This window comes from Roseateles chitinivorans (assembly GCF_050632235.1).
In the GTDB taxonomy this organism is placed as follows: Bacteria; Pseudomonadota; Gammaproteobacteria; order Burkholderiales; family Burkholderiaceae_C; genus Roseateles; species Roseateles chitinivorans_A.
In genome coordinates this window covers 1070083-1082566 of record NZ_CP192584.1, presented here as the reverse complement: position 1 = coordinate 1082566, position 12484 = coordinate 1070083, and the positions used below count along the sequence as shown (strand labels likewise).

Here is a 12484-nt window from a genome sequence, read left to right as displayed (position 1 = left end):
GCATGGCGGCATCCTAGCCGCGCCTCACTTCTTCGCCGACGGCACCTCGCCCAGCGCCGCCACCTCGGCGGCGACCTCCGCCACCAGCGCCCGCAACCACCGGTGCGCCGGGTCGTCGCGATACCTGACGTGCCACGCGATCTCCACCGGGAAGGTGCCCAGGTCCACCGGCGATGGCAGCACCCTCAATCGCTTATCCGACGCCAGCTTGCGGCAGATCTGCGCCGGCAGCGTCGCGCAGTAGTCGGTCACCGCGACCACTTCCGGCACCGACAGGAAGTGCGTCACCGACACCGCCACCTCGCGCTTCAGCCCCTGCTTCTCCAGCGCCTGAAACAGGCCCACGCGCAGCCGGCCCGGCGGCAGCATGTTCACGTGCTTGAGCTGCTCGTACTGCTTGCGCGTCATCTTGCGGTCCACCGTCGGATGCCCGCGCCGCACGATGCAGGCGAGGCCGTCGTCCATCACGTGCTGCACCACGAGGTTGTCCGGCGGATCGACCACCCGCCCGAGCACCATCGCGGTCGAACCCGAGATCACGCCCGTCTCCGCCAAGTCGGTGCCGAACGGCGTCAGCCGCACGGCCATGTTCGGTGCCTGCTCCCGCAGCCGCGCGACGATCGCCGGCACCAGCACCAGCTCGACGTAGCTGTTCGGCGCCAGCGTCACCAGCTGCGTCGACTTCGACGGATCGAAGTCCTGCTGCCCGAGGATCGCCCCATCCAGGCTTGCCAGCGCGGCGGCGATGATCGGCGCCAGCTCCTCCGCCTTCTGCGTCGGCTGCATGCCGTAGCGCTCACGGATGAAGAGCGGATCCATCAGCATCGCCCGCAATCGCGTCAGCGCGTTGGAGAGCGCCGGCTGCGTGATGCCCAGCCGCTGCGCCGCGCGGGTCACGCTGCGCTCCTCCATCACCGCCAGGAAGACCGGCAGCAGGTTCAGGTCGTATCGCATCCAGCCATGTTGCCCGACGAATATCTGTTGTTCAACGGATAAAACGGATGAATGCCCGCGCCGCTCCAAAAACGACAAGGGCCTGGCGATCCATCGATCCCAGGCCCTTGTCACGGAAGCGTCGCCGCAGCGACGCGCCGCTCAGGAGAACACGCCGACGGCCGTCACCAGCACCCGCGACTGCTGCTCCAGCGATTCCGCCGCGGCGGACGCCTGCTCCACCAGCGCGGCGTTCTGCTGCGTCGCCTGGTCCATCTGCGCGATGGCCTGGTTGATCTGCTCGATGCCAGCCGTCTGCTCCTGGCTGGCGCTGGAGATCTCGCCGACGATGTCGGTGACCCGCTTCACGCTGCCGACGATCTGCGACATGGTCGCGCCCGCCTGGCCCACCAGCGCGCCGCCGGCCTCGACCTTCTGCACCGAGTCGCCGATCAGCGCCTTGATCTCCTTGGCCGCCGTCGCGCTGCGCTGCGCCAGCGTGCGTACTTCCGAGGCCACCACCGCGAAGCCGCGACCCTGCTCGCCCGCACGGGCCGCTTCGACGGCCGCGTTCAGCGCGAGGATGTTGGTCTGGAAGGCGATCCCGTCGATCGTGCCGATGATGTCGACGATCTTGTTGGACGAGCTGCTGATCGACGCCATCGTCGCCACCACCTCGTCGACGACCTTGCCGCCCTGCACCGCGATCTCGGACGCGGACATCGCCAGCTGGTTGGCCTGGCGCGCGTTGTCGGCGCTCTGCTTGACCGTCGCGGTCAGCTCTTCCATCGAGGCCGCGGTCTCTTCCAGCGCACTCGCCTGCGATTCCGTGCGCGACGACAGGTCGCGGTTGCCGGCAGCGATCTCGCCGGCGGCCGTCGCGATCGTGTCGGTCGAGCCGCGGATCTGGCCCACGGTCGTCGACAGGCTGCGCTGCATCCGGTCCATCGCGGACAGCAGGCTGTCGGCATGCGCGCCTCGCAGGTCGACCGCCACGTTCAGATCGCCCGCGCCGATGCGGTGGACGATGTCCGACGCGTACGCCGGCTCGCCGCCCAGTTGCCGGTAGATGCTGCCGGCCAGGCGCCAGCCCAGCACGCCGACCACCGCCATCAGCGCCACGCCGATGGACAGCAGCACGACGGCGCTGCGCCAGAAGGCGTTGTCGATGTCGTCGATGTAATCGCCGAAGCCGATGATCCAGTCCCAGGGCTCGAAGCGGACCACCGCGTAGAGCTTCTCGACCTCGTCCTTCGTGTTGGGACGGGTGCCCAGCGCGATCACGGTGCCGATCTTCTTGCCTTCGAGCGCGGTGCGGTAACGCACGCCGGCCTCCTTGCCGCCCTTGGCGTCGACGATGCCGACGCGCTTCGGGTTCGGGTGCACGAGGTTGACGTCGTCGCTGTAGCCGCGGACGAAGAAGTAGAGCTCGTCCTTGCGGAAGCTGCCGATGATCAGCTTGCCCTGCTTCTGCGCTTCCTCGCGGGTGATCTTGCCCGCCGCTTCCTGCTCATGCAGCTTCTCCAGCGCGGACTGCGCCAGCACGACCAGCGTCGACAGCTGCGCGGTGCGCTCCTTCATCATCGTCTGGCGCAGCGTCGTCAGCGACACCGCGGCCAGGACGACCATGCCGGTCAACGCGGCAAGACACAGGAAGAGGATTCGGGTGCGGAGTTTCATTGGGGCGTGTGGAAGGCTGGCGGGCCGCGCACGGCGGACGGAGTGGCCCGAACGGGCCAATCCGGGTTTATCGGCCAGATCCCCCTGGGATGAACCCTGACGGGCGCTAACGCACGGCGTTATCCGTCACAACCGCACGCATCGGGGTCCGGAGCGTGAAACCGATGCCGGTCCTGCCGTCACCCGAGTCGACGAAGGTCTCGCCCCCATGCATGCGCGCGACCGCGCGCACGATGGCCAGTCCGAGGCCGAAACGGTCCCCCGCCTTGGAACGCGAGGACTCGCCGCGCCAGAAGCGGTCGAACATGCGCCGGCGGATGTCCTCCGGGATCGGATCGCCGGGGTTGACCACGACGATCCGTGCGCCATCGCCGACACCGTCGGCATCCGCCATCCGCTCGATGCGCACCGTCAACGTCGCTTCCTCGGGCGCATGCCGCGACGCATTGGTCAGCAGATTCACCAGCGCGCGGCGCAGCAGCGCGCGGTTGACGGGCAGCCGGTGCTCGCCCTCGACCGAGAGCCGCTGGTGCTTCTCCTCGAGCAGGACCTCGACGAACTCGCCCACGCCCAAGGCCTCGTCGCGCAGCGACAGCTCGACGAGGTCCGCTGCCGCATCGCCCTGGTCCGCCCGCGCGAGGAACAGCATGTCGTTGATCATCGACGCCATGCCCCGCAGCTCCTCGAGGTGGGACTCCAGCACGTCGCGCATCTCGGCCTCCGGCCGGTCGCGAGACAGCACCACCTCCGCACCGTTGATCATGATGGCCAGCGGCGTGCGCAGCTCATGCGCCACGTTCGCGTTGAAGCCTTCGAGCTGGTGCCACGCCTCCTCCATCCGCGACAGCACCTCGTTGAAGCGCTGCGCCAGCGGCATCAGCTCGGCGCTGTCCTCGGGCAGCGTGAGCCGGCGCGACAGCGCGCCGGGCTGGATCACCTCGGCCTCGCGCGACAGCGCCGACAGCGCGCGCAGTCCACGACGCGTCGCCAGCCAGGCCAGCGCGATCGTGCACAGCACGCCGGCCACGCCGACCATCAGTCCCGCGTCGTCGTAGGTCGCCAGCATCTGCTGGCGCGGCCGCGGATCCATGCCGATCAGCACCTGCGCGTCGGGAAAGACCGCGTGGTCCGGCAGCAGGAAATGCGCGCCGCGCAGCTCGACACCGTCCTTGCGGCGCAGCCAGACCTTGTCGCCGTCGCGCTGCACCGACGGCGGCATCGGCTCCGCGCCGTACAGCAGCGTGCCGTCGCGTCCGACCAGCCACACGTTCCAGCGGAAACGTCCGCCGACGCTGGTCGCCGAGAGGTGACGGCGCAGCATCGGGAGGTCGTCCATCGAGCGTGCCTCGCCGATGAAGTGCTTCACCACCTCCGTCTTGCCGAGCAGGTCGGCGCGCTCGTCGGCGATCAGCACCTGCTCCAGCGCCTTGTGCAGCAGGAAACCCGCGGCGGAGAACACCACCACCGCCACCAGCGCCAGCATCAGCACCAGCCGCGCGGAGATCGATCCCAGCCGGCCCGCGCTCATGACGACGGCGCCTCCAGCACGTAACCCATGCCGCGCACGGTGCGCAGCATCTTGGTCTCGAACGGATCGTCGACCTTCGCGCGAAGCCGCCGCACCGCGACGTCGACGACGTTGGTGTCGCTGTCGAAGTTCATGTCCCAGACCTGCTCGGCGAGCACGGTGCGCGACAGCACCTCGCCGCGACGCCGCATCAGCAGCGCGAGCAGGAGGAACTCCTTGTTGGTCAGGTCGATGGACTGCCCGCCGCGGAACGCCTTGCGGCGCGCGAGATCCAGCTGCAGGTCGCCGAGCATCAGCATCGTTTCCGAAGCGCCGCCGGCGCCGTTGCCGGCACCAGATCCCGAACGCACGCCGCGTCGCCGCAGCGCGGTCAGCCGCGCGAGCAGCTCCGAGAACGCGAAGGGCTTGACGAGGTAGTCGTCGGCGCCCTCCTGCAGCCCGTGGACGCGATCCTCGACGCCATCGCGCGCGGTCAGCATCAGCACCGCGACGTCCTTCTCCGCCTTGATCGCCTTCAGCACGCTGAAGCCGTCGATGCCCGGCAGCATCACGTCGAGCACGATCAGGTCGTACTCGCCGTTCAGCGCCAGGTGGCGGCCGTCGATGCCGTCGGCGGCCACGTCGACGACGTAGCCGTTCTCCGTCAGCCCCTTGCGGAGGTAGCCGGCGAGCTTCGGTTCATCTTCGACGACGAGGACACGCATCTCTGCTCCTTGGACGCCGCCGCCGGACTCGATGTCCTGAGGCGGCACGGGCATCACGTCGCGGATTATCGGCAGCAACTCAACGCTGACCTTGCGCGGCCTTGACGATCAGGTCGGCGACCGCCTGCGGCTGCGACAGCAGCGAGACGTGGCTCGCGTTCAGCTCGATCGTCGCGGCGCCCATGCGCTGCGCCAGGAAGCGTTGCAGGTCGGGGTTGATGGTCCGGTCCTGCGTCGAGACGGCGTACCAGCTCGGCTTCACGCGCCACGCGGCGACCGTCGTCTTGCCGCTGGCCACGGCGCGGGCGAAAGGCTGCTGCACGGCGAAGTAGGTCAGCGCCTCGGCGGACGGCAGGTCGCCGGCGAAATCTTTCAGGAAAGCCTCCTGCGACAGGCTGCCCCAGTCGCCGCTCCACTTCAGGCCGGCGGCCGCGGGCGCGGTCGGGAACTTGCGCGTCAGCGCGGGGTAGTCCTCGCCGGCGTCGGGCGCGCGGGCCGCGATGTAGACCAGGCCACTGACCTTGGGATCGGTGCCGGCCTCGGAGATCACCATGCCGGCGTAGGAGTGACCGACCAGCAGCGTCGGGCCGTCCTGCTGCGCCAGCGCGCGCTTCACGGCGTCGGCATCGTCCTGCAGGCTGGTCAGCGGGTTCTGCACCGAGGTCACGTGCAGGCCCTTGGCCTGCAGCAGCGGGATCACCTTGCCCCAGCTGGAGCCGTCGGCGTACAGGCCGTGCACCAGCACGACGTTGTGGACGGCCACCGGCGCGGACTTGGCCGAGGCGGCGGTCGACTGCGGGGCGGACGGCGCGGCATCGGTCTCGGCGTGCGCGATGCCGAAGGAGGCCGTGGCGACGAAGGCGGTGGCCATCAGCTGGCCGAGGAAGGTCTTGCGGTTCATGAGGCTCTTTCGCGTGGAGGGGCGCCGGCGGCGTCCTGGTCATCGGGTGGATCGACAGCGGCCTTGTGCCGACTGCTTGGAATGCACTGTAGAAATCGGGCTCCCACGCGAAACGCACGGCCACATTACAAGTTTGAAATCTTCGGCACGCGTCCCCTTCATTTCCTCCGTCATCCCCAACTTGACAGATTGCGACCGGCCCGCGCCGAGCCTAGGCTGAGCGCTCCACACTGCGGGAGACCCGCCATGCCCTTCGACCAGAACGCGCGCAGCAGCGGCATCGCGCTGGCACTCTCGGGCGGCGGCTTCCGCGCCGTGCTGTTCCACGTCGGCGTGCTGTGGCGGCTCAACGAACTCGGCGCGCTGGGCAAGCTCGCCCGGATCTCCAGCGTGTCCGGCGGCTCGATCACCTCGGGGCTGCTGTCCGTGCGCTGGCCGCGGCTGGCGTTCGGCGCAGACGGCCACTCCGCGCTGTTCGAGGCCGAGGTCGCCGCGCCGCTGCGTGAGTTCTGCGCGCGCAACATCGACGTCGCCTCGGTGCTGTCCGGCGCGTTCAATCCCTTCCGATCCGCCGGCGAGGCCGTCGCCGACGAGTACCGCAAGCGCCTGGGTCTCGACGCCTCGCTGCAATCGCTGCCGGACGATCCGCGCTTCGTGTTCAACGCGACCAACTACGCGACCGGCGTCAGCTTCCGCTTCTCCAAGCCCTACGCCGGCGATTACCGCATCGGCCTGATCCCGAAGCCGCGCTTCGACGTGGCGACCGCGGTCGCCTGCTCCAGCGCGTTCCCGCCGGTGCTCGCGCCGATCGAGCTGGACGTCCGGCCCGAGGACTTCACCAAGGTCGACGGCGCCGACCTCTACGACCAGATCGACTACCGCCGCCGGCTGATGCTGGCCGACGGCGGCGTCTACGACAACCTGGGGCTGGAGACGGTCTGGGGCCGCTACGAGACGGTGCTCGTCAGCGACGCCGGCAAGCCCTTCGACATCGACGCAGGCATCGGCACGATGGCGCCGCGCCAGCTGATGCGCACGATGGACATCGGCCTGAACCAGGCGCTGGCGCTGCGCAAGCGCATGCTGATCTCCGCCTACGCCCGCGGCGATGCGAAGGGGGCGTTCTGGGCCATCGACACCGACATGGCCGATTACCCGGCGACCGAGGAACCGACGCTGCCTGTCGCCCTGGCGCGCGTCGCGGACCTGGCGGCGATCCGCACGCGGCTCGATCGCTTCAAGGAGCAGGAGCAATGCGAGCTCATCAACTGGGGTTACGCGGTCAGCGATGCCGCAGTGCGATCGCGCGCGCCGCACGTGGCGACGCGGCACCAGTCGCCCGCATGGCCCTATCCGAAGCACGCGCTGAACTGAAGCCGCTCAACGGACGTCGCTCCCGCAACACCCCACGATGCCCGACATCTTCCGCATCGAACTGCTGCCGGCGCGCCACGGCGACTGCCTGCTGCTCGAGTACGGCGACGCCGCCCGCCCGCATCGGGTGCTGATCGACGGCGGCCCGATCGGCGCCTACGGCGCCTTGTCACAACGGCTGGCCGCGCTGCCCGCCGACCAGCGCGAGCTGGAGCTGCTCGTCATCACGCACGTCGACGGCGATCACATCGAGGGCTGCCTCAAACTGCTGAACCATCGCGAGCTGGCGACCTTCCGCGACATCTGGTTCAACGGCTGGCCGCACATCGCGCAGCCGCTGAAGGAGCCGCCGCCGCCCCGTCCCGGTGCGACCCACACGACGGGGACGGCGGGCGCAACAGGCGCGGATGTGAACGCCCAGCGCAGCGCGCTGCAGGGCTCGATGATCAGCGTCCGCATCGAGGACCGGCAATGGAACGCGGCCTTCCAGGGCGCGCCGATCTTCGTGCCGGCGATCGGCCCGCTGCCGGTGCGCGAGCTGCCCGGCGGGCTGCGCCTGACGCTGCTCTCGCCGACGCTGGAGAAACTCGAGAAGCTGCGCGCCGCGTGGGATCGCGCGTTGGAACGCGCCGAACTGGATGCCACCGATGAAGCCGCCCTCGGCGCCCGCCTCGAAGGCCGCGCCGCGTTCCGATCCGGTGGACTGCGCCGGCGACCGAAGCCCGAGGAGATGTTGTCCTCGACCGCGCTGGCGCTCGGACCGATCGACGACGCGGTGGCCAACGGCTCCAGCATTGCCGTGATCGCGGAATACCAGGGACGCCGCATCGCGCTGCTCGGCGACGCGCATGCGCCGACGCTGACCGCCGCGCTTCGACGCCTCGCGGGCGCGGCGGGCGAGCCGCGCCTGCGGCTCGACGCGGTGAAGATGGCCCACCACGGTTCCGCCGCCAACCTGAGCGAGGACTTCCTGAGCCGGATCGACTGCGCGACCTGGCTGGTCTCGACCGACGGCAGCATTTTCAACCACCCCGACGACGAGGCGATCCACACCGTCGTGCGCCACGTGCCGGGCGCGCGGCTGCTCTTCAACTACCGCTCGGCGCGCACGGCCCCGTGGGACGACCCGGCCCTGCGCGCCGCGCACGGCCATCAGGCCTTCTATCCGACCGACGCCGCGGCGGGTCTTTCGCTCGACCTCATGACGGGACGCCCGACGTGACCAGCATCGCCGAGGCCCAGGCGTTGTCCAGGCCTTCGTAGCGACGGTAGAGGCGCCGCCGCGCGTGCCCGAAGGCGGCATCCAGCGAGCGGCTGCGCTGCAGCATCCGGTAGAACAGCAGCGCCTGCACCGCCGCCGTCCGGTCGTTCACCCGGCATCGATAACCGAGCACGGCATGGATGCCGGCCTCGGCGGCCAGCGTCGCGAAGCCGGAGTTGCCGCTCTCGCAGCTGCTCAGGTAGACAAAGCGCGTATCACGCAGATAGCTGAGGATGTCGCCGAAGTCGACGCACTGCGGCTCCTCCTTCGGTCCGACGAACAGGAAGCCCGTGCCACCCAGCTGCCGCGCGCCGGCCGGCTGGAAGCAGGTATGGCCGGCGAAGTGGATCAGATCCCAGCCGCCGTCGCCCAGCGCCGCCACGAGGCTTTCCCGGCTGAGCGGTCCGTCGAGGCCGATGACGGTGACGTTGCGCTCGTGGAAGAGCGGCTGGCCGCTGCGCGGATCGGGCCGCGTCAGCAGCTTCTTCACCCGCGAGCATTCGCGCCGCACCGCCGTGAGCGGCGCCAGCTGCAGCGCGCCGCCCTTCAGCTGGTCGTCGTAGGCGGTGCCGTGCGTGTCCGCGCAGATCAGCAGCGCGCGGCGTGCCGCGACCGGACCGGCGAACAGGCTGCTCTGGCTCTCCTTGGCCGCCGCGAGCCGCCGCGACATCGACGCCGCCTTCGCCAGCCAGGGCACTTCCTGCGAGGGTTCGTACATCGCCTCGAGCAGCAGCGGATAGCAGTCCTCCGACACCTCGAAGGTGATGCGGTCCGTCACGTCCTTGCCGGCGTCGCCGAGCTGCTGGAAGGCCTTGAGCCGCGCGTTCTCGCGCTGCAGGCGGAAGTTCTCCTGGTCCTCGCACAGGGCGATGCGGATGCTCTTGCCGATGCGGGAGAACTCCTTGTACCAGTCGGGCTCGTGCATGTACTGCGCCTGCCAGTCGAGCCGCGCCGACTTGCTCACCGTCAGCGGCCCCGCGCCCTGGAACTGGAAGTCGATGCCGTGCATCTCGAAGCGCCAGTTGTCCGCGATCGCGGAGACGCGGATGTCGAGGCAGGGATTCAGCGCCGCGACGCGGGCCCGGCCGCCGCGCACCGCGAGCGTGCCGTTCCCGGCGCCGCCCGCGCCGCCGTCCACGTCGGCACCGTCCGCGCCGGGCGATTCCAGTCCGAGCAGCTCCAGCGCGAAGCTGCCCGCCGACGCCGGATCCGCATGCAGCGTCACCCGGAGCCGGATGCAGGCCATGTTCAGCTCGGTGGTCATCGCGGGCGCCAGCAGCATCATCGGCGTGTTGCCGAGCACGCGGACCTCGCGGCAGAACGCCAGCCCACCGTCCTCGGCGACGACCGCGCCCGCGTCGTCGGCGAGTTGACTGCCGACGATGAGGTAGTCGAAGGGCTGGGCGGTCAGCAGCTCCAGCCCGGTCTCGCGGTTGGTCTCTTCCTGGATCGTGTGACGGCCGAGCTGCCGCAGCTGCTTCTTGATCTGCGGTCCGAGGCTGCCCTGCTGCTGCGGGCTGAGCACGAGGAGGATGTCAGACATAGCCCCTCCGGCGCGGGAAGCTCAGCACGAACTCGGTGTCGCCGTCCGGCAGCACGCCCGCCTTGAGCGCGCCGCCCTGGTTCTTCATCAGCTTGCCGAGCAGCGGATTGGCCAGGCGCAGGTCCGCCTGCGCGGCCTCGGGCGCCGAGAAGCGCTCGCCGTGCCGGCGCGCCGGCGGCAGCCGCCCGCGCAGGCGCAGGAAGACGAGCTCGTCGTCCGGCACCAGCGTGAGCCGCACCATCGCCGTCTCCGGGGCCGCGCGCAGCAGCACCGACAGCAGGCTCTCCACGACGATGTGCATCTGCATGTGGTCGGCCTCCACCTCGACCTTGCGCGCTGCCGTCTCGAACACGACCTTGCGACGCTCCGACGCCGCCAGGCTGGCCAGCAGTGCGTCGATCTCGCAATCGATCCGGATCGTGCTCGCGACGCGCGAGGCGACCCGCGCCTCGCGGTTGTACATGGCGAGCCGCGTGAACGCGTGCTTCACGCGGCCCAGTTGCCGGAGCACCGTCTGCAGCTCACGGCCGCGCGCCTGCTCGCGGGCCGCCTCGGAGGCGAACGCGGCTTCGAGCTGGTCCTCCAGACATGACATCGCCATGCCCAGCGGCGCCTGCGTCTCGACGGCGAGCTCGTAGGCGGTCTCCTCGAGGAACTCCAGCTGCACCGAGCGACGGATCGGCCGCAGGTCGCGCGCGATGAAGACATGGCCTCCGAGCTTGCCGGGGAAGTCGCGCCGCGTGATGAAGACCGGAAGCCCGCCCGCGTCGGCGCCGGACGACGCCGCATCGGACGCGGCGTCGGATCCCCCGCTGGACAGGACGCCGGGCGCGGCATCCGGCGCCTCATCGATGGTAGCGCCCCGGCGGCACACCCGCATCTCGCCGATGCGATCGCCCGCCTCGGTGCCGTCGAGCAGCGCCGCCAGCGGCTCCGGATTCTGGAACAGCGCCAGCAGGCTTCGCCCTTCCAGCGCCTTGCGCGTCACGCCGAACAGCGCCTCCGCCGCCGGATTGACGCGGCGGATCCGCAGCTTCGCGTCGGTCGCGATGATCGGGTCGGAGACGTTGTTGACGCACTCCGTCATCAACGTGAGGTCGCTGATGCGCTCCATCGCGCCAGCCACCTCGTGCGCGATGTCGGCCAGCTGCCGCACGTGCTCCCGCGAGAACGCGTTCACCCGCGGATCGTCGACGTTGACGATGAAGCGCACCCGCTCGCCTTCGGAGAACAGGATGGGCACCGCCAGCTCCGAGCGGATGGGCTCGCCGTCCGGCGTCGGGAGGTACTCGGCGTCCCGCGTCACATCGGGGATCTTCTGCGGCGCCATCGTCCCCACGACCCGGCCGAGGATCCCCTGCCCGAGGCCTTGCGAGTAGTCGCCCCACGAGACGCCGGTGTCCACGGCCAGGCCGTCGTCGCCGCGCCGGGCCGAGGCGACGCGCACGATCGCCTCCCGCGCGCTGTCGATCCGGAACAGCGACACGTGCTGCCAGCCGAAGATCTCGACCAGCGCATCGGACAGGCACCGGCACGCGCCCTGGATGTCGACGCAGCGGTTGAGCTCGCGGAACATCCGCAACTGCCGGCGGTCGCGCTCGCGATCGGCGTGGTCCAGGCTGCACAGCACCGCCTCGATCAGCGGCAGCTGGTTGAACAGGGCCAGGTGCTGCTCGTCGTAGGCGCCGCGCTCGCGGCTGAGCAGCGTCATGATCGCGACGGTCCGCTCGTCCTCGCCTTCGCCGCGCGTGATGCGCCGCCACATGCTGGACTTGAGGTCCATCGCGTGCATCTGGCGGCACATCGGCTCGTCGGCCATGTCGGACCACGGCGGCTCGCTCATCACCGTCTCGAAGTCGTGGACGCCGCCGCACTGGCTCTCCATGAACGCGCGCTGCGCGGCGTTCAGCTCGTACCAGGCCGTCGGCACGTCCTGCCGGAACGGCGGATGGTTGAAGACGATCTCCGACTCCCAGGCACTGTCGTCCTCGACGACGCGCGACACCAGCATCAGATCGAAGGGCAGCTCGCGGCGCAGCGCCTCGGACACCAGCGGCAACAGGTCGGCGCGACCGGCGTGGCTCAGCGTGAGCTCGCGCACCTGATCGCTCAGCACCTGATGCTGCAGGCTGCGGAAGAAGCCCAGCGACCCCACGACGGTGCCCTGGTCGTCCATCAGCGGCAGGCCGGTGACCTCGACGGCCACCTGCCGATCCGGGTCGTCCTGGCAGGTCAGCGTGACGCGGTAGGCGCCGAGTTCGCGGTTGCGGCGTCCGCGCGTCTCCTCGTCGAGCACGCGGCCGGCCTCGCCGGCGAAGAGCCGGTCCAGGCGCAGCTGGTCGACCCGCGCCACGCCGCTCATCGTCAGTGCGGCCGCATTGGCGTAGAGCACGTTGTTCTGGAGGTCCCGCTGGATCACGGCGATCCGCGAGCCGTCGAAGACCGCCCGCTTCATCTGTCCCAGCATCGCGGCGGCCGCCGCCGAGGTGGGCCGCTGCGCGGCGTCGTGTCCGGAGTCATCCATGAGGCCGCCTCCTGGCCATCCCTGGCCATCAATCCC

General features: G+C 70.1%; 9 protein-coding genes. 2 read left to right on the top strand and 7 right to left on the bottom strand.

What is annotated here, in order from left to right; translation table 11 throughout:
* Positions 1-24: 24 nt before the first annotated feature.
* The 5 genes from ACQ859_RS04775 to ACQ859_RS04755 form a co-directional block, all read right to left on the bottom strand.
* Positions 25-954 carry a LysR family transcriptional regulator gene (locus ACQ859_RS04775; protein WP_431264825.1) on the bottom strand — a complete coding sequence of 310 codons (930 nt, stop codon included), beginning with the start codon at positions 952-954 and terminating at the stop codon, positions 25-27.
* Positions 955-1095: 141 nt separating this feature from the next.
* Positions 1096-2613, bottom strand: a complete 1518-nt coding sequence (locus tag ACQ859_RS04770; protein WP_431264824.1) for a methyl-accepting chemotaxis protein — start codon at positions 2611-2613, stop codon at positions 1096-1098.
* Positions 2614-2719: 106 nt separating this feature from the next.
* Positions 2720-4141 (bottom strand): heavy metal sensor histidine kinase, encoded by a 1422-nt coding sequence (locus ACQ859_RS04765; protein WP_431264823.1) that lies wholly within the window; start codon positions 4139-4141, stop codon positions 2720-2722.
* Entirely contained in the window at positions 4138-4845 is a 708-nt protein-coding gene (locus ACQ859_RS04760) for a heavy metal response regulator transcription factor (RefSeq protein ID WP_431264822.1), read from the bottom strand. Before ACQ859_RS04760 ends, ACQ859_RS04765 begins: the two co-directional genes overlap by 4 nt.
* A gap of 79 nt (positions 4846-4924) precedes the next feature.
* Positions 4925-5746 (bottom strand): alpha/beta fold hydrolase, encoded by an 822-nt coding sequence (locus tag ACQ859_RS04755; RefSeq protein WP_431264821.1) that lies wholly within the window; start codon positions 5744-5746, stop codon positions 4925-4927.
* Positions 5747-5992: 246 nt separating this feature from the next.
* Here ACQ859_RS04755 and ACQ859_RS04750 point away from each other — a divergent pair, with 246 nt between their 5' ends.
* The gene (locus ACQ859_RS04750) at positions 5993-7120 is read left to right on the top strand and encodes a patatin-like phospholipase family protein (protein WP_431264820.1); all 1128 of its coding nucleotides are present in this window, start codon (positions 5993-5995) and stop codon (positions 7118-7120) included.
* Positions 7121-7157: 37 nt separating this feature from the next.
* A complete protein-coding gene (locus ACQ859_RS04745) occupies positions 7158-8342 on the top strand; it encodes a hypothetical protein (RefSeq protein WP_431264819.1) in 1185 nt (394 codons plus the stop codon).
* On the opposite strand, the gene ACQ859_RS04740 is transcribed toward ACQ859_RS04745, so the two are convergent.
* The gene (locus tag ACQ859_RS04740) at positions 8320-9924 is read right to left on the bottom strand and encodes a CHAT domain-containing protein (protein WP_431264818.1); all 1605 of its coding nucleotides are present in this window, start codon (positions 9922-9924) and stop codon (positions 8320-8322) included. The two genes, ACQ859_RS04745 and ACQ859_RS04740, sit on opposite strands and share 23 nt — an antisense overlap.
* Positions 9917-12448, bottom strand: a complete 2532-nt coding sequence (locus tag ACQ859_RS04735; protein WP_431264817.1) for a PAS domain-containing protein — start codon at positions 12446-12448, stop codon at positions 9917-9919. The genes ACQ859_RS04740 and ACQ859_RS04735 overlap by 8 nt, the downstream gene beginning before the upstream one ends.
* Between the last annotated feature and the right edge of the window lie 36 nt (positions 12449-12484).

Coding starts and splice junctions, on each gene's coding strand:
- ACQ859_RS04765 (WP_431264823.1), bottom strand. CDS start 4,141: ATGAGCGCGGGCCGGCTGGGATCGATCTCCGCGCGGCTGGTGCTGATG.
- ACQ859_RS04760 (WP_431264822.1), bottom strand. CDS start 4,845: ATGCGTGTCCTCGTCGTCGAAGATGAACCGAAGCTCGCCGGCTACCTC.
- ACQ859_RS04775 (WP_431264825.1), bottom strand. CDS start 954: ATGCGATACGACCTGAACCTGCTGCCGGTCTTCCTGGCGGTGATGGAG.
- ACQ859_RS04735 (WP_431264817.1), bottom strand. CDS start 12,448: ATGGATGACTCCGGACACGACGCCGCGCAGCGGCCCACCTCGGCGGCG.
- ACQ859_RS04740 (WP_431264818.1), bottom strand. CDS start 9,924: ATGTCTGACATCCTCCTCGTGCTCAGCCCGCAGCAGCAGGGCAGCCTC.
- ACQ859_RS04770 (WP_431264824.1), bottom strand. CDS start 2,613: ATGAAACTCCGCACCCGAATCCTCTTCCTGTGTCTTGCCGCGTTGACC.
- ACQ859_RS04745 (WP_431264819.1), top strand. CDS start 7,158: ATGCCCGACATCTTCCGCATCGAACTGCTGCCGGCGCGCCACGGCGAC.
- ACQ859_RS04755 (WP_431264821.1), bottom strand. CDS start 5,746: ATGAACCGCAAGACCTTCCTCGGCCAGCTGATGGCCACCGCCTTCGTC.
- ACQ859_RS04750 (WP_431264820.1), top strand. CDS start 5,993: ATGCCCTTCGACCAGAACGCGCGCAGCAGCGGCATCGCGCTGGCACTC.